The sequence below is a fragment of the Nocardia sp. NPDC004711 genome (assembly GCF_053601595.1).
In genome coordinates this window covers 169054-191083 of record NZ_JBSGCB010000003.1, presented here as the reverse complement: position 1 = coordinate 191083, position 22030 = coordinate 169054, and the positions used below count along the sequence as shown (strand labels likewise).

Genomic DNA, 22030 nt, shown 5'->3' with positions numbered 1-22030 from the left:
GATCAGCGACGACGGGAGGCGACCATGAGCGAAGCCGGCGGCCGGATCGTGCTCGGCCCGCACCAGTACGGCAAGGCCGAGAACCGGGTGGTGCGCATCTACCGCGACACCGCCCGGCACGAGATCCGGGACCTGAACGTGTCCTCGTGCCTGCGTGGCGCGTTCGACGACGCGCACACCGTCGGCGATCAGGGCACGGTGCTGCCGACGGATTCGCAGAAGCAGACCATCTACACCTACGCCAAGAGCCACGGCGACGGCAGCATCGAGGAGTACGGGCTGGCACTGGCCCGGCATTTCGTCGACGACATCGGGCCCGTGGATTCGGCGCGTCTCGAGATCGAAGAGTATGCGTGGCAACGGGTTCCGGTCGGCGGCAGCGGGCACGGCCACACCTGGACGCGGGTGGGGCCGGAGGTGCGGATCGCGGCGGCCACCGTGAGCGGGACCGGTACGGACCGCCGCGAGTGGGTGATCGGGGGCGTCAAGGATCTGGTGATCCTCAAGTCCACGGGTTCGGAGTTCGCGGGTTTCCTCGAAGACCCGTTCACCGTCCTCGAACCCGCCTACGACCGGATCCTGGCCACCAGCCTGATCGCCCGCTGGCGCTTCGCCACCCCACCCTCGGACTGGGATGCCGCCTACCACGGGATCCGCGCCGTCATGGTCGAGACCTTCGCGACCCTGCACTCGAAGGCCTTGCAGCAGACCCTGTTCGAGATGGGCCGGGCGGCGCTGACGGCGTATCCGTGCCTGGCGGAGCTCCGCATGTCGGCCCCCAACAAACACCACTTCGCCTATGACACAGACCGTTTCGGGGTCCCGAACCAGGGCGAGGTCTTCCACGCCGACGACCGCCCCTACGGCCTGATCCAGGCGAGTGTGCTGCGCGAGGGCGCCCCGGACGCCGGAACCGCCTGGGATCCCTACACCGGCGCGGTCTGACCGGCCAGCGTGCGCACCGCCAGATACAGATCCAGCCGATCGTCGAGCCGCCCGAGATCGCGCCCGGTGAGCTCCTCGATCCGGCCGATCCGATAGCGAACGGTATTGAGGTGCAGGTGCATTCGATCGGCCGCCTGCCGCCACGAGCCTTCGCACCCGAGAAACACCGCCAGCGTCTCCAGCAGTCCGGCCCCGTGCCGCCGGTCGTACTCCAGCACCGGACCCAGTACCCGTTCGGCGAATCGCCGCTGGAGACCGCCGGGCACCGCGGTGAGCAGGCCGACGGCCGAATCGATATCCGCCACCCGCAGGCTGACCGGGGCCGTGTCGTCGCGGGCCGCGGTGGCGGCGGCGGCCGCCGCGCCGATCGCACCCGCCAGGGTCTCGTCCGGCTGCCGGGCGCTCACGCCGACCGCGAGCCGAATCTCGGTGAGCGCCGGTGCGATTCGCCCGAGACGGCGGACCACGGTGGCCGCGATGCCGTCCTGGGTTCCGGCCGTCACGCCGACCAGCCTGCCTTCGCGGTCGATCGATGTGGCGATATCCGGCAGGGCGTCGTGCAGAGCCGCACGTACGGCCAGCAGTCCGGCGGACGAATCGGCCCAGCTCGAAACCTGCCGCGGTGCCACAGGTCCCGCAGCGTGAGCCGGTGCTCCCGCCCGTTCGATGGCGCCCGCGACACCCCCGGACAGCGATCGGCGCTGCGGCACATCCGGTTTCGATCCCGGGCCGGTCAGCCCGTCGGTGGCGTGGACCTCGCAGACGAGGGCCACCTCGCACCGGTCCGCCCGTTCGGCGAACGGCACCGGGAAGCGATCGGCCAGTTCCCAATCCAGGTGCTGCCGGTCGGCGCGACGCTGCCGATACAGCTCCGCCACGGCCGCCAGATCCGCGCCGAACGGGTCGAGTTCCGGGGCTGACGGGCGGATCACCAGGTACCAGGCGGTAATGCGGTCGCCCGCACCGACCTGGAGGACTCGCATCGCGCCGGTGGTGACCGCGGGCAGGCGCGGCGCGGTGAGCGAGGTGGCGACGATGCGATCGATGTCCGGCTCGGCCAGGTCCTCGGTGCCGGCGATGACCGTCCCGGTCGAGGTCAGGATCCAGGCCGAAACCCGCTGTTCCGCCGCGAAATCCGCGACCAGGGTCTCGATGCTCGTCCCGGCGGCGACCGCGGTCAGCAGTCTGCGCTGCCGGTCGGCGCGCGATTGCACCCGCCGCCAGCGCACCTCCGCCGCCTGCTCGGCCAGGTATTCGATGATCCGGCTGAACGGCACGCTCTGCGGTGCGGACAGCAGCGGCAATCCGTGCCGGCGGCAGGCCTCGACCACATCCTCGGGCACGTGCCCGTGCAGCGCCTGCCCGGCCACCACGCCGGCTACCCCGGCTCCCGCCAGCAGGCCCACATAGCGGTCCGCGTCCGTCGCCTGCTGCCGCCACACCAATCCGGTACACACCAGCGCACCCGGTGTCACGAAGGGCCGGGGGTCGGGCATGTCCGTCGCACAGACCCTGGCGACCGGCCGATCCAGTTCCCCCGCGTCCCCGTGCAGCAGCCGCATCCGCAACTGCGGCGCATCGAGAATGTCGCGCACCCGCACAGCGCACCTCCCGTGGTCGGTCCGGATAGTCCGTCACGGTAGGAGGCTGTTATTTCCACGCGGTTTCCGGCATGCTGCGGCGGGCTCACAGCCGGTCGGTAGGGTGGTCGCCGTGAGCCGCCGCATTCCAGTCCTGATCGTGGCCGGATTCCTCGGCGCCGGGAAGACGACGCTGCTCAACCGGCTGCTGCGGACCCGGAGCACGCGAATCGGGGTGGTGGTCAACGACTTCGGCGCGGTCAATATCGACGCCATGCTGGTGGCCGGGCAGGTCGACGCCATGGTCTCGCTGGGCAACGGGTGCGTGTGCTGCGCGGTGGATGTCAGCGAACTGGACGACCTGTTCGACCGGCTGGCACATCCCAGGCAGAAGATCGACGTCATCGTGGTGGAGGCCAGCGGACTGGCGGAGCCGCGCAATCTCATTCGCATGGTGGTGAACAGCGACAATCCGCGCATCCGCTACGGCGGGCTGGTCGAGGTGGTCGACGCCGAGCACTTCCCCGCGAGCCGCGAACTGCACCCGGAACTCGCGACCCATCTGCGCATGGCGGATCTGGTCGTACTCAACAAGGCCGACCGCGTCGAGCCGGCCGCGCTGGAGCGGCTGCGGTCGGAGATCACCGGCCTGGTCGGTCAGGTCCCGGTGTATCCGACCAGCCACGGACGCGTCGACCCGGGCCTGCTGTTCGACGTCCCCACCCGCGAACCGAACCGGCCGCGTGTCGGTGAACAGCTGAGCTTCGACGAGCTACTGCTCGACGAGCACACGGATGACGGGCGCGGAGACCACCACCAGCACCGAGACCACTGCCACGAGCCCGGCGGGGACTGCCGCGACCACCGGCACCTGCACGACGACTACGACAGCGTCTCCTTCACCTCCGACACGGACCTGAACCCGCGCGAACTCATTGCGCTACTGGAGGATCCGCCCGCCGGCCTGTTCCGCGCCAAGGGCGTGCTGGCCTTCGCCGTCCCCGACGACCCGCGAAAGTTCGTGCTGCACATGGTCGGCCGCCACATCACCATCGAGCCCACCGCCTGGACCCGCCACGAACCCCGGGTCAGCAACCTGGTCCTGATCGGCTCCGGTCTCGACGCCGGCGACGTCACCGCCCGCCTCCGCGCCACCGCCCATCTCGCCGGCGACCCCCTCGACGACCACGCCCTCCTCCCCGTCTGGCGCTACGTCGCCGATGACGACGCGCTTGTCGGCGAGGGCTGATTCCGCCTCGAGTTCCGCCCGCAGCTCCGCGACCTCGGCCGCCAGCTCGTCCCGCATCTGCTCGCGTTCGGCGAGGGCGGCCCGCATGGTCTCGACACTGTCGTTCATGGCGGCCAGCCGCTGGTCGGCGCCCCTGAGCAGCCACTCCACCACGTCCCGCCGGCCGACGGCGGCGCTGGCGGCCTGGACCCACCCGACCACGTAGTCCACCCACTCCTGCGGCTTGGGCATGTCCTTGGGCGCGTCCCAGCCCTTGCGCTGGGCGGCCTTGGTGGACAGCACCAGCTCTGCCCGCTTCCCGCGCCCGGGCGAATTCAGTTCCGCCAGGGACAGTTTCCCGGCGCTGGTCACCACCGCCGTGAACCGGTACTTCCCCGCCAGGTGCATGCGCAGCTCGGCGGTCCCCCGCCCATCGGAATCCATGGCCCCCAGCCACGGCCCGTCCGCCGCCTCGATGATGGCCGCCAGGATTTCCAGCTGCCCCACCCCGCGCCGCAGCCGCGCCGCGGCCGTCCGCAGCGCACCCGGCGTGGCCGTCATCTGATCCCAATGCATGCCCCGAACATAGCCCCCGCCGGCCTCGCCGCCATGTTCGACTGGCCCGGTGAGTGATATGCCCGACCATCCGAATATCGAGCTGGCCGTCCGTTATCACCGAGCCGTCGTGGCCGGCGCCACCGGAGCGGCCCTGGCCGCCTACTTCCACCCGGACGTCGTGCAGCGGGAGCTGCCGAACGCGCTGGTCCCGCAGGGTGCGACCCGGAATCTGGACGAGATCCTGGCCGCGGCCGAACGCGGGCAGCAGGTGATTCGCCGGCAGCGGTTCGAGTTTCACCACGCCGCGGCCACCGGCGATCAGGTGGCTCTGGAGGTCACCTGGATCGGGGTACTGGCCGTGCCGGTGGGCGCGCTGGCCGCGGGTTCGGAGATGCGGGCGGAGATCGCCACCTTTCTCACCATCCGGGACGGATTGATCGTCGAGCAACGCAACTACGACTGCTACGTCACGAAGTTCTGACCGTTCCGGGTGATTCGTGCCATAGCCTGGCGGCGTGCGAGTTGTGGAGCCTGGCGGCGTGCGAGTTGTGGTGGCGAATCGTGGTGAGGTCGCGGTCCGGGTGGTGCGGACGGCCCGGGAGCTCGGGTATGTGACGGAGGTGCTGCACACCGCCGAGGACAGCGGAAGTCTGGCGGTCCGGCTGGCCGACCGGGCGCTCGTACTGCCGGGCAGCGGTGCGGCGGGATACCTCGATGTCGAATCCGTGGTGCGGGCCGCGGCGGCCTGCGGACCGGGCGCGCTCGTGCACCCGGGGTACGGATTCCTCAGCGAGAGTGCGGAGTTCGCGGCGGCCTGCGCGGCGGCGGGGCTGACCTTCGTCGGGCCCGCACCGGACACGCTGCGGATCTTCGGGGACAAGGTCGCGGCGCGCGATGCGGCCGCGCGGGCCGGGGCGGCGGTGCTGCCCGCGACCCGGGCCGGAGCCGGAACGGACGAGATCGTCGCGCTGCTCGCCGCACATCCCGGCGGCATCATGGTGAAGGCCGCGGCGGGCGGCGGCGGCCGCGGCATGCGGCCCGTGACCGAGGCGGCGCTGCTGGCGGAGGCCGTCGAACGCTGCCGGGCCGAGGCCCTTGCCGGGTTCGGCGACGACAGCGTCTACGCCGAAGCCCTGCTCGACCGGGCGCGGCACATCGAGGTGCAGGTGGTGGCCGACGGGCTCGGCGCGGTGGCGTTGGGCGACCGCGATTGCAGCGTGCAGCGCCGGCGGCAGAAGCTCATCGAGATCGCGCCCGCGCCGGAACTGCCCGCGGCCGTGCGGGATCGGGTGCACCGGGAGGCGGTGCTGATCGCCGAGGCGGTGGGCTGCCGGGGCGTCATCACCGTGGAGTTCCTGGTGGACGGCACGAATGTCTGGTTCCTGGAGGTGAATCCGCGCCTGCAGGTCGAGCACACCGTGACCGAGGCGGTGACCGGCGTGGATCTGGTCGCGCTGCAACTGGATCTGGCACAGGGCCGCACACTGGCCGAACTCGACCTGCCCAAGAACGAGACCCGCGGCTACGCCGTGCAGGCGAGGGTCAATGCCGAATTGCTCGCGGCCGACGGCACGGTGCTGCCCAGCACCGGCGTGATCAGCCGCTTCGACGCCCCGACCGGCGCGGGCGTGCGGGTCGACACCGCCGCCCAGGTCGGGACGCGGCAAGGGGTGCAGTTCGATTCGCTGCTCGCGAAGATCATCGCGTCCGCGCCGTCGTACCGCGCCGTGCTGCAACGGTGTGCGGACGCGCTGGCCGAGACCGTGATCAGCGGCGTCGACACCAACCTGCACCTGCTGCGCGCCGTGCTGGCCGAGCTCGGCGACGCGGGCCCGGTGACCACGGCCTGGTTCGAGCAGCGCCTCGACGACCTGCGCTCCCGGGCAGAGGGTTTCGAGGATCCGACCGGACCGCAGCCGGTACGGCAGGCCGCTGCCGCCGAGCTCGATCTGGACGAAAACGAACAGGCCCTGCGCTCCCCGATGGGCGCCACCGTCGTCTCGCTCTGCGAGCCCGGGACGGTTCTCGCCGCCGGAGCCGAGGTCGCGGTCCTGGAGGCCATGAAGATGCAGCACGTGCTGCGCGCGACCGAACCGCTGCGGGTGCTGCGGCACGCGGTCGCACCGGGTGACGTGGTCGACCCGCACACCATCCTGGTCACCTGGGTGGCCGCCGATCACGACGGCCCGGCCACGGAATCGGCCGTGGTGGACCTGGATTCGGTGCGCACCGACCTCGCCGAGGTGCTGGACCGCCACGCCATCACCCTCGACGCCCGGCGCGAGACCGCGGTCGCCAAGCGGCATCGGCTCGGCCGCCGCACCGCCCGCGCGAACATCACCGACCTGGTCGACCCCGGCAGCTTCGTCGAATACGGCGCGCTGGCGGTCGCCGCCCAGCGCAGCCGCCGCAGCCTCGAGGACCTGATCGCCAACACCCCCGCCGACGGCCTGATCGCGGGCGTGGCGACCATCAATGCCGGCCGCTTCGGCCCGGACCGCACCCGCGCGCTGGTCATGTCCTACGACTACACCGTGCTCGCCGGCACCCAGGGCATGCGCAATCACGCCAAGACCGACCGCATGCTGGAACTGGCTCGCGAGCAACGGCTTCCGGTGGTCTTCTTCACCGAGGGCGGCGGCGGCCGGCCCGGCGACACCGACCACGGCGGCATCTCCGGCCTGGACGTCACCACCTTCCGCGCCATGGGCGCGCTGTCGGGCACCGTACCGCTCATCGGCATCGCCTCCGGCCGCTGCTTCGCCGGCAACGCCGCCCTGCTGGGCATGTGCGATGCCGTGATCGCCACCCCCGACGCCAATATCGGCATGGGCGGCCCCGCCATGATCGAGGGCGGCGGACTGGGCGTGTACGCGCCCGAGGACATCGGCCCGATCGAGGTGCAGCGCCGCAATGGCGTGGTCCACATCGTCGCCGCCGACGAAGCCGAGGCGGTCGATCTCGCCCGCCGCTACCTGTCGTACTTCCAAGGGGCGGACGCGGAGTGGGAAGCACCCGACCCGCGCCTGGCCCGGCACGTGGTACCCGAGAACCGGCTGCGCGCCTTCGACATTCGCGCCGCCATCGACGCCATCGTGGATGTCGGGTCGGTGCTGGAACTGCGCCGGGACTGGGGTGTCGGCATCGTCACCGCCCTGGTCCGAGTCGAGGGCCGCCCCTTCGGCCTGATCGCCAACGACTGCCACCACCTGGGCGGCGCCATCGACGCACCGGCGGCCGACAAGCTGTCCGCCTTTCTGCAGCTCTGCGGCGCTCACGGCCTGCCCATCGTGTCCCTCTGCGACACACCGGGTTTCATGGTCGGCCCCGAGGCCGAGGAGCACGCCACCGTCACCAAGTTCAGCCGCCTGTTCATCGACGCCGCCGCCCTCGACGTGCCGTTCGGCACCGTCATCCTGCGCAAGGGCTACGGCCTGGGCGCACAGGCCATGGCGGCGGGCTCCTTCCGCGCACCCCGCTTCGTGATCGCCTGGCCCACCGGCGAGATCGGCGGCATGGGCCTGGAGGGCGCGGTCCGCCTGGGCTTCGCCAAGGAGCTGGCCGCCATCGAGGATCCGGCGCAGCGGCAGGCCGCCTTCGACGCACTGGTCCAGGCGGCCTACGACAGCGGCAAGGCCCTCACCGCCGCAACGGTTCTCGAACTCGACGACGTCATAGACCCGGCCGACACCCGGCGCTGGGTGCGGACCCTGCGCTGAGAGAACTCCGCGCGGTGAACCGGCACCGCTACGCCCATCGGTCCCGGATCCTCCGGTAACAGGCGTAGGCCATGGTGAGCGCCGCGACTCCGCCGAGGGAACCGCCGGCGCTCACGTACCGGCGACGGCGCGACCCGGACGTCCGGGCCCGCAGGCGTTCCTCGGTGAGATCGGCGTACCGGCCGGGTAGCAGGGTGTCGAAGTACTCGGTGACGAAGTTGTCGGTACGCCGGGTGGGCAGACCCATGTCGCCCATCAGCTCGTCGATGTGGTGCGTCAGGTATGGGCCGAGGTAGTAGCCCTCGGGCCGTTCCGGCATGACCTCGCCCAGCCACGTCCCGACACGCGCTATCTCCCTGTGCATGTTGTCGACGCCCGGCAGCGCGAGCTCACCCAGGAAATGCTGGGACAGCCAGTGCGCCGACACCTCCGCGGTGAGCTGGCAGGCGTCGGAGGAGCCGTATCCGATGAAGCCGAGCCGCGGCAGCATCGGCGGCAGGATGTGCCGGTAGAGCTGGAACCGGCCCTCGACCCGGACGGTCTTGGCCAGCTCGGGCGCCAGGAATTCCAGCTCCTGCCGCCAGCCGGTGGCGAAGACGACGACATCGGCCTCGAGCCGATCACCCCCGGCCAGTTGGACCGTGGTGCCGCCGGGGAAGGCCGCGATGGTGTCGCGCCGCAAGGCGATTCGCCCGCGCCGGGCCATCCGGAAGAACTCGTCGCTGACACCCAGATTCTCGATCCCCGCCGGTAGCGGCGCGTCCGGCACCATGCCCTTCGGTGCCCGCAGCAGCAACCGCATCGAGGCCGAGACCGCCCGCCAGTAGCGTTCGGTGAACTTCTTGCCCCGCCCGTGCAGGAACCGCTCGATCAGGGTCTGGCGGTGATAGCGGAAGAACGCTTCGGTGCTGCGGTTCAGGATGATCCGGTCCGAGGGCACCCCGCCCGGCAGAAACCGCGGCAGCATCGGATGGGCCCGGCGGAACACCAGCGTGCACTGCCGCGCATGCTCCCCCGCCCAGGCCGCGCAGTCCAGCGCCGACTTCCCGGCCCCGACCACCACCACCCGCCGGCCGGTGAACAGCCGCGGATCGGTGGCCCGGCTGGAATGCAGCCGCACGCCCTCGAACTCGTCCTCGCCCTCGATGACCGGGAGATGCGGGGTGGAGAACACGCCCGCGCACACCACCACGAAGTCGAACCGCAGCTCCTCGACCCCGTCCGGGCCGCAGATCTTCAGCTCGAAGCCCTCGTCCACCTCGGACACCCGGATCACCTCGGTCGACAGCCGCAGCAGCGGCGACAACCCGAAGCGCTCCACATAGGACGCCAGGTAGTCCCGCACCTGCGCAGCCGTCGGAAACACCTCGGCCGACTCCGGATACGGGTGATCGGCGTAGGCGTAGGTATCGCGGGAGTTGTTGGTGCGCAGGCCCGGATAGGTCCGTGCCTCGATCCACACCCCGCCCGCTGCGCCCTCCTTTTCGAAGATGACGACCTCGAATCCGTCGTCCCGCAGCACTTTCGCGGTAACCAGCCCCGCGATACCGGCCCCGATGATCCCGGCCCGTTTTCCACCCGCACTCGTCACGTCCACTGTTTCCCCTTTGGACCTGCACGTTTCGAGGCTCACGCTACTTCAGCACGAGACCCGGCGTACCTGCGTCGGGGCAACTCGCCAATCGGTGGATCAAATTGGGCGTGTCGTGACTTCTCACCGAAATCGCTTAAACGGAACTAACTTACGAGACCGGAAGCTCCGGGATCTGGGTGGCACGGGCGTACACGGTTTCGCCCTCTGCCAGGTGCAACGCAGCGGCGTCACCGCGCGTCACCTGCGCGGTGAACAGATCACCGGTGGCCGCGTTGCGCAGCTCCACCCGCACCTCGAACCCGAGCTGCACGACCCGCTCCACGGTCGCGCGGGTGACACCGGCGGATTGCGCGGTGCCCTCGTGCGCCGCCAGCGCCATGCTCGGATCCCGGCCGACGCGAATATCGTGCGGCCGCACCAGATGCCCGTTCAGTTTGGCCACCGCGCCCAGGAACGACATGACGAATTCATTGGCGGGCCGGTCGTACACGTCCTCCGGAGTGCCGACCTGCTCGATGCGGCCCTTGTTCATGACCGCGATGCGGTCGGCCACATCCAGCGCCTCCTCCTGGTCGTGGGTGACCAGCACGGTGGTGACGTGCACCTCCTCGTGCAGCCGCCGCAGCCAGGTGCGCAGGTCCGCACGGACTTTCGCGTCCAGCGCGCCGAACGGCTCGTCCAGCAGCAGCACCTGCGGGTCCACCGCGAGCGCCCGGGCCAGGGCCATGCGCTGACGCTGACCACCCGACAGCTGCGCCGGATACCGGTGCTGGAAGCCGTCCAGGCCGACGATCTCGAGCAGGTCGTCGACCTTCTTCTTGATCTCCGCCTTGGGCCGCTTGCGGATCTTGAGCCCGAAGGCCACATTGTCGCGCACGGTCATGTGCTTGAACGCGGCGTAATGCTGGAAGACGAAACCGATATCGCGCTTCTGCGGCGGCACATTGGTGACGTCGCGGCCCGCGATGGTGACCAGGCCGTTGTCGAGCGTCTCCAGTCCCGCGATCGAGCGCAGCAGCGTCGACTTGCCCGAACCGGACGGGCCCAGCAGCGCGGTCAGCTCTCCCGACGGGATGTCGATGCTGACATCGTCGAGAGCGGCGAAGGTGCCGTACCGCTTGTTCGCATTGGTCACGGTGATCATTTGGCAGTGCCCCGCTTGCGTTCGAGGAGGGTCATGAGCAGAAGGACGACGAGGGCGATGCCCATGAGCAGCGTCGCCGCACAGTACGCGCCGAAGGTGTTGTGATCGTTCACGTATCGCCCGTTCACCAGCAGGGTGAGCGTCTGTGACTTTCCGGGCAGGCCCGTGGACACCATGATCACCGCGCCGAATTCACCCAGCGCCCGCGCCACGGTCAGCACGATGCCGTAGGTCAGACCCCAGCGGATGGCCGGCAGCGTGATGCGCCAGAACGTCTGCCAGCCCGATGCGCCCAGGGTGGCCGCGGCCTGTTCCTGATCGTCGCCGATCTCGTGCAGCACCGGCTCCACCTCGCGCACCACGAACGGCAGCGTCACGAAGATGGTGGCGATCACCATGCCCGGCAGGTTGAAGATGATCTTCAACCCGTGGTGGTCCAGCCCGCCGAACCAGCCGTTGGCGCCCCACAGCAGGATCAGCGAAACGCCCACCACCACCGGCGAAGTCGCCATCGGCAGATCCACCACGGCCTGCAGCAGATTGCGCCCGGGGAACTTCCCGCGCACCAGGGCGAGCGCGATGATCACACCGAAGATCACGTTCACCGGCACCACGATCGCCACGATCGTCAAGGTCAGATTGAACGCCGAGATCGCCGCGGGTGTGGAGATCGACTCGTAGAACGCGCCGAAACCGCGTTCGAAGGTGCGCCACAGGATGATGCCCAGTGGCACCAGCAACAGCACGAACAGATACGCCAGCGCCACCGTGCGCAGCGAGATCCTGGTCCAGAAGCCGAGTTTCATCTACGCCTCCCGTTCCTTGCGCGCCAAGCGGTCCGAGGTGACCCGCAGGACGAACAGGGTGACCAGCGAGATGGCCAGCAGCGCCACGGAGACCGCGGCGGCGTTCACCGGGCGGTCCACCTCGATCTGCTGCTGGATGTACTGCGAGGCCATCTGCGTCTTCTTCGGGATGCCGCCGCCGATCAGCACCACCGACCCGTACTCGCCGATGGCGCGCGCGAACGCCAGGCCCGAGCCGCTCACGATGGCGGGCGCCAGCGTCGGCAGGATGATGGTCCGGAAGGTGGTCCAGTTGTCCGCGCCCAGCGACGCGGCCGCCTGCTCCACATCCTGGTCGGCCTCGATGAGGACCGGCTGCACCGACCGCACCACGAACGGCAGCGTCACGAACGCCAGCGCCACCACCAGACCCGGCTGGGTGGCGTTGAGATGAATATCGAACGGCGACTGCGGCCCGTACAGCGCCAGCAGCACGATGCTGGCCACGATGGTGGGCAGGGCGAACGGCAGATCGATGAGCCCGTTCACGAAGCCCTTGCCCGGGAACTCGTCCCGCACCAGCACCCAGGCGATGAGCGTGCCCATCACCACATTGATCAGCGTCACGACGATCGACACGAAGACGGTCACCTTCAGCGCGTCCAGCGCGCCGGGCGCGGTGACCGCGTCCCAGAACCCGGACCAGCCGTCCTCGAAGGACTTGACGGTCAGCGCGGCCAGCGGCAGCAGCACGATGATGCTGAGCCACAGCACGGAGGTGCCGATGCCGAGCGGGCCCACCGACCCGCTGACCCGGAACCAGGAACGGATCCGGCCCGGACCCGCCGCCTTACGCGGGGTGTCGTCTACCGAAACGCCGGGATCATGATCGATCCCGGCGTTCGAACTGCTGTCACTCACGGTTTCGAGTATCGCTTGTGTCGCAGGTCACCCGGCTACTTGGTGGCCTTGTCGTAGATCTGGGCCACCGTGCCGGTGTTCGGCGTGAACAGATCCTTGTCCACGACCTTCCAGCCACCCAGATCGTCGATGGTGTACAGCTTCTGCGGGGTCGGGAAGTCCTTGGCGTGGTCCGCGCGCACCTGCGGATCGACCGGGCGGAAGCCCGCCTCGGCGAACGCCTGCTGCGCGTCCTTGGTGTAGAGGAAGTCGCGGAAGGCGATGGCCTGCTTGAGGTTCTTGGCGTTCTTCAGCACCGCGACCGGGTTGTCGATCCGGAAGGTGGTGTCGGGCACGATGTGCTCGATCGGATCGCCCTTGGTCTCGGAGAAGATGGCCTCGTTCTCGTAGCTGATCAGCACGTCACCGGTGCCCTGCAGGAAGGCGTCGGTGGCCTCGCGGCCCGACTTCGGCTGCACGTGCACGTGGGTGAGCAGCTGGCTCAGGTAGTCCAGACCGGCCTGCGGGTTCTTGCCGCCCTCGCTCTTGGCGGCGTACGGGGCCAGCAGGTTCCACTTGGCCGAGCCCGAGCTGAACGGGTTGGGGGTGACCACCTCGATGCCTGGCTTGAGCAGGTCGTCCCAGTTCTTGATGCCCTTCGGATTGCCCTTGCGGACCGCGATGGCCACCACCGAACCGAACGGGACACCCTTGTTGGCGTCGGAGTTCCAGCCCGCGTCGATCTGACCGGAGTCCACCAGGCGGGTGATGTCGGGCTCGACGGAGAAGCTCACCACATCCGCCTCGGCGCCGTCCTTCACCTTGCGGGACTGATCGCCGGAGGGACCGTAGGAGGCCTGGAACTGGGTGCCCTTGCCGGCGTCGGTCTTGTTGAAGACCGGAATCACCTTGTCGTAGGCGGCCTTCGCCACCGAGTAGGCGTAGAGGTTGATATTGCCGCCGCCTCCGCTGGCCGGACCGCTGTCCTTGGTGTCGCTCGCGCCGCCGCTGCAGGCGGTGAGCACGGTGGCCGCGACCGCGGTGAGGGCGACGGCGAACGTAGATCGGCGGGAGAGACGAATATTGCGCGACATCGGCGTGGACCTTTCGGGGCACCCGCCGGTGGGACGTCGACCGGCGGGAATGAACGTACTGCCGTAGACCCGTCGCGTGGGATGCCGCGACGGTGGCGCTCCGGCCCGAGGGCCGCCGGGGGACGAACACGAACTGCGAAAAATGCGCGCGCCAAGTCTACTCAGACGTGCAGCAGTGCCCGATCGGCCATCAGCGACAGTGAATGTCCGCGACCGCGAGGCAACCCACAGCGATCAACGCCAATTCATGGCGGACCTGGGGCACAACACTCGAAGGCACCCGGCGACTTTAGCAGAGCAGCACGTCAGGTGGCGAATTTCGGACGGCGGTTGGAATCGGCTCGAGCACAACCCTGGACGGACGCGGCAGACTGTATCGAGCGGCCCGATACCGCGTCGCCTGCTGAGAACACATGGGGGATCGATGACCACACCCGCTCGTCTCCGCCGGGAGTTCCCCGGCATCTCCACTCGCGCCTGGGAGCATCCCGCCGACCGCACCGCACTGGTCGGGCTGCGGCAGCTGAGTGGATTCGACACCCTGCTGCGCACGCTGTCCGGGTTGTTGCAGGAGCGGCAGCACCGGCTCATGTACCTGGCGACCGCGGTACGGGTCGACGAGCGGCAGTTCAAGAACATCCATCAGCTGCGCCAGGACGCGGTGAAGATCCTCGACGCGCAGCGCACACCGGAGATGTTCGTGTTGCAGCAGCCGGAGGCCAATGCCTTCACCATCGGGATGGACCGGCCGTTCATCGTGCTGACCACCGGGCTGCTGGATCTGCTCGATCACGAGGAACTGCGATTCGTGGTCGGCCACGAGCTCGGGCACGCCCTGTCGGGGCACGCGGTCTACCGGACCATGCTGATGCACCTGATGCGGCTGGCGGCCAATGTCGGCTGGATGCCGGTGGGCGGCTGGGCTTTACGCGCCATCGTGGCGGCGCTGCTGGAGTGGAGCCGCAAGTCCGAACTGTCCGGCGACCGGGCCGGGCTACTGGTCGGACAGGACGTGGACGCGTCGGTCCGGGTGCACATGAAGCTGGCGGGCGGATCGCGGGTGGACCAGATGAGCCATGCCGCCTTCCTGGCCCAGGCCGATGACTACGACCGGGCCGGCGACCTGCGCGACGGTGTGCTCAAACTCCTCAATCTGGAGCTGCAGACCCATCCGTTCTCGGTGCTGCGGGCCGCCGAACTGCGACGCTGGATCGCGAGCGGTGACTACGACCGGATTCTCGACGGCCAGTACCCGCGCCGGGACCAGGACAAGAACGCCCGCATCGGCGAGGAGATCAAACACGCCGCCCGGTCCTACCGGGAGAACTTCGACCAGTCCGAGGACCCGTTGATCCGCACCGTGCGCAACCTCGGCCGCGATGTCGGGGCCGCGGTCGGCACGGTGGGTCAGGAAGTCAGCGACACACTGTCGAAGCTGGGCAAGCGAATCCGCGGATCCGACGACTGACAAGGAAATGGGGTGCGGGAGCCGAGCGCCCACACCCCCATTCGAGTCGAAGCTCGGTAACCCGCCGGGTTACTCGTCGCCCTCGACCACGGGCGGGGTCTCGAGGATGTCGAGGATCCACTCCTCGGTGGCGCTCTCGGCATCCTCCTCGTCGGGACGGATGCGGTTGGTGAGGCGCACGCCCAGGCCCAGCAGCTGGGCGGCCTTCACCATGTCGATGGCCTCGTCGGGGCCGCAGAAGTGGGTGGCGATCAGACGGGGCTCGTCCTCGAAGTCTTCTTCGGACAGCACCAGTTCCAGGCCTTCATCGGTTGACATGGGTCTGCACAGTACGCCGAGAATTCGCCCAAGTGGTACCGAAACTCGCTCAGCGAGTGAACAACCAGGCGACGACTACGAGAACAAGAAGTGCGATCAGGGCGAGCTGGACACGAGAGCGAGGCATCTCAGGCGGCTTCCTTCCGGATGCGGCGCGACGGCGCGGCGGGGATCGCGGCCTCCCGGGCGGCGATCCGATCACGGCCGAGCACGTGCAGCACCGCCCGCAGCGTCCGGTCGAGCAGGTAGGCGATGGCCAGGCAGACCGGCACCATGGCGGCCAGCACCACCGCGAACTGGGGAACGAAGGGCAGGCCGGCCACCCAGAGTTCGACGCCGTCCCACCATCCTGCAATCGCATGCACGACCCCAGCCTAGGCCGACTACGCCATGGTGGACGATTCGGGCCGTTCAGACCGATCATGGTGGTATGGATGTGTACGACGAACCCGAATCCGCCGACCGTCCGCTCGGCAGCGAGACAGGCATCGATCCCGACGAGGACTTCGACGATCCGTCCGAGATCGATGCCCCGCGGGACCCCCTCTCGCCCGAGGACCCCACCCTGGCGGACGCCTTCCTGCCCACCTCGACCGGTGGGATGCATCATTCCGTGTTTCCCCCCATCGACGATTACGCCTTCCTGTCGGACTGCGAGACCAACTGCCTCATCGCCCGCAATGGCTCGGTGGAGTGGATGTGCATCCCGCGGCCGGACTCCCCGAGCCTCTTCGGGGCCATGCTGGACCGCAGCGCGGGCCACTTCCGCATCGGCCCCTACGGCCGCAAGGTGCCGGCCGCCCGCCGGTATCTGCCCGGCGGTCTGATCGTGGAGACCACCTGGCAGACCGAGACCGGCTGGCTCATCGTGCGTGATGCGCTGGTGCTGGGTCCGTGGCACAACAACCGGTCCCGCAGCCGCAGCCACAAGCGCACGCCCATGGACTGGGACGCCGAGCACATGCTGCTGCGCACGGTGAAGTGTGTGAACGGCGTGGTCGAGCTGGAGATGAGCTGCGAACCCGCCTTCGACTACCACCGTGGCCCGGCCACCTGGCACTACAGCGGCGACGTCTACGAAAGGGCCAGTGCCACCTGCGATATCGAGGGCGCCCCGAGCCTCACGCTGACCACGGATCTGCGGCTGGGGATCGAGGGCCGCGAGGCCCGCGCCCGCACTCGTATGAAGGAGGGCGACGAGGTGTTCGTGGCCCTGTCCTGGTCGGACCTGCCGCCGCCGCGCACCTTCGCCGAGGCGGCGGACAAGATGTGGCAGACCACCGAGTGCTGGCGGCAGTGGATCACGCTGGGGCGCTTCCCCGATCACCCGTGGCGCGGCTACCTGCAGCGCAGCGCGCTGACCCTGAAGGGCCTCACCTACGCGCCCACCGGCGCGCTGCTGGCGGCGGCCACCACCTCGCTGCCGGAAACCCCCGGCGGCGAACGCAATTGGGACTACCGCTACACCTGGGTGCGCGACTCCACCTTCGCCCTGTGGGGTCTGTACACCCTCGGCCTGGATCGGGAGGCCGACGACTTCTTCGCCTTCCTGCACGATGTCGCCACCGACGACAACGGCAAACCGGTGTCGCTGCAGGTGCTCTACGGCATCGGCGGGGAACGCCGGATCACCGAGTCCGAACTCCCCCACCTGTCCGGTTACGACGGGGCGCGGCCGGTCCGCATCGGCAACGGCGCCTACAACCAGGACCAGCACGACATCTGGGGCACCATCCTGGATTCCGTGTACCTGCACGTGAAGTCGCGTCAGCAGGTGCCGGAAACGCTGTGGCCCATGCTCGAACGACAGGTGCAGGCGGCAATCGAGAACTGGCGCAGCCCCGATCGCGGTATCTGGGAGGTCCGCGGCGAGCCGCAGCACTTCACCTCCTCGAAGGTCATGTGCTGGGTGGCGCTGGACCGTGGCGCGAAACTGGCGGAGCTGCACGGGGAATTCGACTATGCCCGGAAGTGGCACGAGATCGGCGAGGAGATCCGCGCCGACATCCTCGACAACGGCGTCAACTCCGAGGGCGTGTTCACCCAGAGCTACGGCAGCGACACCCTGGATGCCTCACTGTTGCTGGTGGTGCTGCTCCGCTTCCTGCCGCCCACCGATCACCGGGTGCGGGCCACCGTGCTGGCCATCGCCGACGACCTGACCGAGAACGGCCTGGTGCTGCGCTACCGCACCGAGACCACCGACGACGGCCTGTCCGGCGAGGAGGGGTCGTTCACCATCTGCTCGTTCTGGCTGGTGTCGGCGCTGGTGGAAATCGGTGAGCTGCACCGCGCCCGGCAGCTGTGCGAGCGGCTGCTCGGCTATGCCAGCCCGCTCAAGCTGTATGCCGAGGAGATCGATTCGCGGACCGGACGGCACCTGGGCAACTTCCCGCAGGCCTTCACCCACCTGGCCTTGATCAACGCGGTCATGCACGTGATCCGGGCCGAGGAATCCCATCACGTGGGCCAGTTCCATCCGGCGCACCCGGGGCGCTGACACGACAACCGGGACACACTGAAAAGACAGCCGGGAAAAAGGAATCGGCCGCTCTCGCGGCCGATTCCTTTCGGTACCAGGGGTTCTCGTCAGTACGAGGGGTTCTCGCCGATCGCGTCCGCGTGCTCGCGGATATCACGCAACCGGACCAGCGAGCGCTCGATCTCGGTCAGCCGCGCCTCTCGCCCCGCACCCGAGTGCACGGTGGCCGCCTCCTCGGCGGCGCGCAGCGAGGCGTCCACCGAACGCAGTGTGGCCGTGGCGATCTCGGTGAAGTGATCGCGCAGGCTGCGCTGCACCGCGCGCAGCCGGTAGCGGGACTCCTTGCTCACCTGGAAGATCACATCGTCCATGAGCCGGGCCACCGCCATCTTGGCCTCGGCCTGGCGGCGCTGGCGGCGGGCCTTGCGGTCGTCCCACAGCGCGTTCACGCCCAGCAGCACGGCCGCGCCGCCGGAGTACCAGTTCACCAGCGACATGTGCAGCAGGCTGGTGATCAGGCCGACCATGAGCAGGCCGCCGTAGGAGCCGCGCAGGGCGGTCAGCACCTGCTGGGTGATGCCGTGCTTGGCGCTGTCCAGATTGTCCAGCGCGGCAACGGGTTCCAGCACCGCGCCGACATCGCCCGGATTGTCGAGCTTGAGATCGGGGGTGGGGATGCCGCTGTCGGGGAACTTCGCCGCCACCTGCTCGGCCAGCTCCACCGACCGGTAGTGGGCGATGACGAAGTTCTCCTCCACCGCCTCACAGATCTTGGCGTCCAGATCCGCGCCGAAATCCGCCCAGCGCCGGGCCGGATCGCCTTTCATGATGTCGGCCTCGGCGTCGCGGATCAGGCTGCGCAGCCGGTGCCGCAGATCGTGTTCGGTGTCGGCCATCAGCTCGCCCGCGCCATCGGCCAGGGTGACCTGCCAGTTGGCCGAGCGCTGGCGGAGCTGCTCGGCCTCCTCGCGGGTGCGGCGCAGCTGCTCGGTGATGACGGTCAGCCGGCGCGGATCCCGCAGCGTCTCGGCCTCACTGCGCAGGGCCAGCGACAGATGGTCGGTGATGAGCCGGATGTCGCGCACCGCGGCCTCCACCGCGACGGCGTCCGCGCGGCCCAGCACATAGGAGCGCAGATGGTCGAGCAGTTGCGGCACACCGGATTCCAGATCCAGCTGCGCGTCCCTCGCGGCGGCGGCGTGCTCGTGCAGCCGCGCCGAGGCCGGGGCCACCGCGAAGGCCAGCCCGGCGTCGTCGAGCAGCTGTCGGTCGTGCTGCTGCACCTGCGGCCACTGCGGACACTGGTCGATCTTGTTGAGCACGCAGACGACCGTCGGGCAGACCTGCTGAATCCGCTGCAGCTGCTCGATCTGCGCCGGGGTGAACGGCGCCCGGGCATCGGCCACGTACAGCACCGCGTCCGCGGCGGCGATCAGCGACCAGGTCGCCGGCGCCTCGGCGGGCGCGCCGGGTGCGTCCAGCACCACGAAGCCCTCCGCCAGCAGCGGGCTGGGCTGGGTGAACTCGGCCCGGATGACGTCCCCGGAATCCAGCTCGGCCAGCGCCGCCTGCGGATCCACGGCGGTGCGCTGGGCGGTGCCGCCCGGGCTCGCCTTCACCAGGGTGGCGCTGGGCTGCGGACCGTACTCGGCGATCACCGGGACGCTGGCCTGGCCCTCGGTGGCGCTCACCGCGGCCCCGACCAGGCTGTTGACCAGCGTGCTCATCCCGCTCTTGGATTCGCCCACCACGACCAGCCGCACCCGCGGGTCGGCCAGGCGCGCACGCGCGATGCCCAGCCGCCCGGACAGATCGAGCCGGCCGGAGGCGTGGGTCAGTTCGAGCAGCCGGTCGAGCAGGTCGACCAGCGGACCCAGCGCATCGGGATTCTTCACCGCTACCTGATGACCGGCGGCGCTCACAGCAGCAGCATGTGATCGCCCGGACCCTGCACCGGGGAGTGGGCGTCGATGAACGAGGCATCGGGACCGAGGCCGGAGAACAGCCCGGCATCGTGCACCAGCAGACCGCCGTCGTGCACCGAGAGCGGGTGCAGCGCGGAGTCGTCGGCGATCGGCAGCACGTGGTTACCCGAATCGAACTGGTCCGCTATGGGTTTCACCGGCTGCGGCGGGTCGATGTGCGGCGCCGTGGTGATCGGCTGCGGCACGGTCGGCGCCGGGGCGACGGTCGGCACGGGCGCGACCGAAACACTGGGCTGCCCACTGTGATCGGGCACGGTCGGCACGGTCGGCTGCGCGGTCGGGTGCGGCGGGTTGGTGACGGTCGGCTGATGGGTCGGCACGGGCGCGTCGGTCGGCACCGTGACGGTCGGCGTGCTGCCGTGGGTACCGGAATCGTCGACCGGCTTCTGCGGCTTGACGGTGACGTCGGTGTCGCCACCGGAGGTCACCGGCGGAGTCACCACCGGGGTGCTGCCGCCCTTGGTCAGATCGGGGTCCAGGCCCGGGATCTTGGTGGTCGGAATCGGCGGCACGGTGGTGAGCACCGGCGCGGGATCGGTCTTGGCCGGCACGCTGACGTGCGGGGCGGGTGCCGGCGTGGCCACCGGCTGGACCGGCTTGTCCGTCAGCGGCGCTGAATGTACGGGCGCGGTGGGCTCACCACTGGCCAGCACCGGCTGGCGACCATGATCGAACAGTGCGGGGGCCACGGCCGCTGGCGCGGTCAGCGGCGACGGACCGCCGTGTGTCGACAGCAGATTCGCGATCGGCTGGTTGGCGGCATCGGGCTGAATGGTGGTCTGCAACGGCGTCACCGCGACCGGCTGCGCTATGGACACCGGCGCGACCGCGACGGGCGCGGTGGCCACAGGCACCACCGGTGCGGCGACCGGCGTCGAGACCGGAGTGACGGCGGCGGGCGCGACCGGAGCAGTCTGCGCGGCCGGAATGGTGGTCAGCGAGATCGGGTTCGACGGCGCCGCGGCGGCACCCGGCAGCGTGAACGCGCCGCCCGGCGAACCGGCCCCCGGAAGCTGCGAATTCGTACCGGGCACAGCGGAAGTGGGGGCTCCGGCTCCGCCCGCCGGGGAATCGGCCGGGCCGTGTCCCTGCCCCGGAAGGGCTGGGGTGCCGGTGGTGGCCGACGAGTTCGAGGAGCCGAATGGCTGGCCCATATTGTTGGGCTTGTCCGCACCCGGCAAGCTGGGCGCGCCGCCGTTGTTGGGCAGTGTGGTGTTCGCCGGGATGTGCGAAATTCCCTGTCCCAGTTGCTGACCGAAGGCATCGAGCTGATGCCCGACCGCACCGACACCCACGTTCACCGACAGATTCGAGTGCACCCACGCGCCGTCCAGCCCGACATGGGCGTCGAACGACCAGTCGGTGCCGACGAAGACACCGTTGCCCTGGCCGGCCGTGCCGCCGATGCCGTCGAACGCGCCGGAATGGTCGGCGAGACCGGTGTCGGCACCGGGCGCGAAGGACGCGCCGTTCATCCCGGGCAGGTGCATCCCGGTGGCGCCGGGCAGCCCGAAACCGGGCAGGCCCTGCTGGAAGCCGGGCAGACCCTGCAGGAAGTTCGGCTGCTGCTGGTCGAGGGTCGGCAGATGTGGTTGGGCCGGAGCCGAATCCGCCTGCTGGTCAGTGGAATTGTCGAGCGGCAGACCCCAGCCGGGACGCGGGCCGTAGGTCGGCAGGCCGGACGCGCCGGTGTCGGTGTCGGGCAGGCCGAGGCCGTGGAAGCCGGAGATCGCCGGGTCGTTGGCCGGGATCGCGTCGAGCGACGGGAACAGGCCCGCGTCGGTGCCGTGCTGGTAGTCGCCGAGCGGGCCGAAGTGCCCGTTCACCGGCGCGGCGGCCGCCGGACCGTGGTGCGGGAGCACCGAATCCGCGGTCAGGTCGGGGAAGGTGATGGTCGGGCTCGGCACATTCGGCTGCGGGTCCTCGACCTGCGACCAGCCCACGTTCTTGCTGTCGTGGTTGATGGCCGGGGTGCCGCCGTGATTGCCGCCGGCGGCGATGAGCGCGCCACCGGTGACGTACGCGCCTGCCCTGGCCACCCGCGCGACTCCATTGGCAATGCGGTAGGCGGCGTCTCCGTCGTCGTCACCGGCACCGGCAGCATCGTCGAAGGGCAGATCACGCGTCATGTGGGCTCCGCTCTCAAGGCTTCGGCGACCCGCCGCGCGGGCCGCCGAACCGAACTCGTTTCACACCCTATTTCCGGATAACCGGTCTGTCACATCCACCA

At 69.6% G+C, this 22030-nt stretch carries 17 protein-coding genes; 6 read left to right on the top strand and 11 right to left on the bottom strand.

Annotation, left to right across the window (positions count from 1 at the left end; all coding sequences use genetic code 11):
* Positions 1-24 precede the first annotated feature (24 nt).
* A complete protein-coding gene (gene pucL / locus ACWEKS_RS03920) occupies positions 25-945 on the top strand; it encodes a factor-independent urate hydroxylase (protein WP_452338667.1) in 921 nt (306 codons plus the stop codon).
* Here the strand turns inward: pucL and ACWEKS_RS03915 are convergent.
* Positions 927-2540 carry a helix-turn-helix domain-containing protein gene (locus ACWEKS_RS03915; RefSeq protein WP_452338666.1) on the bottom strand — a complete coding sequence of 538 codons (1614 nt, stop codon included), beginning with the start codon at positions 2538-2540 and terminating at the stop codon, positions 927-929. The genes pucL and ACWEKS_RS03915 overlap by 19 nt on opposite strands.
* A gap of 118 nt (positions 2541-2658) precedes the next feature.
* Between ACWEKS_RS03915 and ACWEKS_RS03910 the strand changes: the two genes are divergently transcribed.
* The 3 genes from ACWEKS_RS03910 to ACWEKS_RS03900 all read left to right on the top strand — a co-directional run bounded on the left by ACWEKS_RS03910 (position 2659) and on the right by ACWEKS_RS03900 (position 8030).
* The gene (locus ACWEKS_RS03910) at positions 2659-3774 is read left to right on the top strand and encodes a CobW family GTP-binding protein (RefSeq protein WP_452338665.1); all 1116 of its coding nucleotides are present in this window, start codon (positions 2659-2661) and stop codon (positions 3772-3774) included.
* Positions 3775-4387: 613 nt separating this feature from the next.
* On the top strand, positions 4388-4792 hold the full coding sequence (locus tag ACWEKS_RS03905; RefSeq protein WP_452338778.1) for a nuclear transport factor 2 family protein: 405 nt from the start codon (positions 4388-4390) through the stop codon (positions 4790-4792).
* 34 nt (positions 4793-4826) lie between these two features.
* Positions 4827-8030 carry a carboxyl transferase domain-containing protein gene (locus ACWEKS_RS03900; RefSeq protein WP_452338664.1) on the top strand — a complete coding sequence of 1068 codons (3204 nt, stop codon included), beginning with the start codon at positions 4827-4829 and terminating at the stop codon, positions 8028-8030.
* A 28-nt stretch (positions 8031-8058) separates the two neighbouring features.
* Here the strand turns inward: ACWEKS_RS03900 and ACWEKS_RS03895 are convergent, their stop codons facing one another.
* From ACWEKS_RS03895 to ACWEKS_RS03870, 6 genes are all read right to left on the bottom strand, one after another.
* Positions 8059-9627 (bottom strand): flavin-containing monooxygenase, encoded by a 1569-nt coding sequence (locus tag ACWEKS_RS03895; protein WP_452338663.1) that lies wholly within the window; start codon positions 9625-9627, stop codon positions 8059-8061.
* Between the two features lie 145 nt (positions 9628-9772).
* A complete protein-coding gene (locus ACWEKS_RS03890) occupies positions 9773-10768 on the bottom strand; it encodes a sulfate/molybdate ABC transporter ATP-binding protein (protein WP_452338662.1) in 996 nt (331 codons plus the stop codon).
* Entirely contained in the window at positions 10765-11574 is an 810-nt protein-coding gene (gene cysW / locus ACWEKS_RS03885; RefSeq protein ID WP_452338661.1) for a sulfate ABC transporter permease subunit CysW, read from the bottom strand. The genes ACWEKS_RS03890 and cysW overlap by 4 nt, the downstream gene beginning before the upstream one ends.
* A complete protein-coding gene (gene cysT, locus ACWEKS_RS03880; RefSeq protein WP_452338777.1) occupies positions 11575-12384 on the bottom strand; it encodes a sulfate ABC transporter permease subunit CysT in 810 nt (269 codons plus the stop codon).
* 125 nt (positions 12385-12509) lie between these two features.
* Positions 12510-13547, bottom strand: coding sequence for a sulfate ABC transporter substrate-binding protein (locus ACWEKS_RS03875; RefSeq protein WP_452338660.1), 1038 nt, complete (start codon positions 13545-13547; stop codon positions 12510-12512).
* Positions 13548-13737: 190 nt separating this feature from the next.
* A complete protein-coding gene (locus ACWEKS_RS03870) occupies positions 13738-13827 on the bottom strand; it encodes an Ms4533A family Cys-rich leader peptide (protein WP_452338659.1) in 90 nt (29 codons plus the stop codon).
* 144 nt (positions 13828-13971) lie between these two features.
* Here ACWEKS_RS03870 and ACWEKS_RS03865 point away from each other — a divergent pair, with 144 nt between their 5' ends.
* On the top strand, positions 13972-15015 hold the full coding sequence (locus tag ACWEKS_RS03865) for a M48 family metallopeptidase (protein ID WP_452338658.1): 1044 nt from the start codon (positions 13972-13974) through the stop codon (positions 15013-15015).
* 69 nt (positions 15016-15084) lie between these two features.
* Here ACWEKS_RS03865 and ACWEKS_RS03860 read toward each other — a convergent pair whose 3' ends face one another.
* Together ACWEKS_RS03860 and ACWEKS_RS03855 are read right to left on the bottom strand one after the other, a co-directional pair.
* A complete protein-coding gene (locus tag ACWEKS_RS03860; RefSeq protein ID WP_379382328.1) occupies positions 15085-15333 on the bottom strand; it encodes a hypothetical protein in 249 nt (82 codons plus the stop codon).
* A 128-nt stretch (positions 15334-15461) separates the two neighbouring features.
* Complete coding sequence (locus ACWEKS_RS03855; protein ID WP_452338657.1) at positions 15462-15698, bottom strand: hypothetical protein; 237 nt, start codon at positions 15696-15698, stop codon at positions 15462-15464.
* Between the two features lie 236 nt (positions 15699-15934).
* Here ACWEKS_RS03855 and ACWEKS_RS03850 point away from each other — a divergent pair, with 236 nt between their 5' ends.
* Entirely contained in the window at positions 15935-17833 is a 1899-nt protein-coding gene (locus tag ACWEKS_RS03850) for a glycoside hydrolase family 15 protein (protein WP_452338776.1), read from the top strand.
* Between the two features lie 89 nt (positions 17834-17922).
* Here ACWEKS_RS03850 and ACWEKS_RS03845 read toward each other — a convergent pair whose 3' ends face one another.
* Together ACWEKS_RS03845 and ACWEKS_RS03840 are read right to left on the bottom strand one after the other, a co-directional pair.
* Positions 17923-19737: a hypothetical protein gene (locus ACWEKS_RS03845; protein ID WP_452338656.1), complete on the bottom strand. Its 1815-nt coding sequence runs from the start codon at positions 19735-19737 to the stop codon at positions 17923-17925.
* A complete protein-coding gene (locus tag ACWEKS_RS03840; RefSeq protein WP_452338655.1) occupies positions 19734-21929 on the bottom strand; it encodes a hypothetical protein in 2196 nt (731 codons plus the stop codon). The genes ACWEKS_RS03845 and ACWEKS_RS03840 overlap by 4 nt, the downstream gene beginning before the upstream one ends.
* Positions 21930-22030 lie beyond the last annotated feature (101 nt).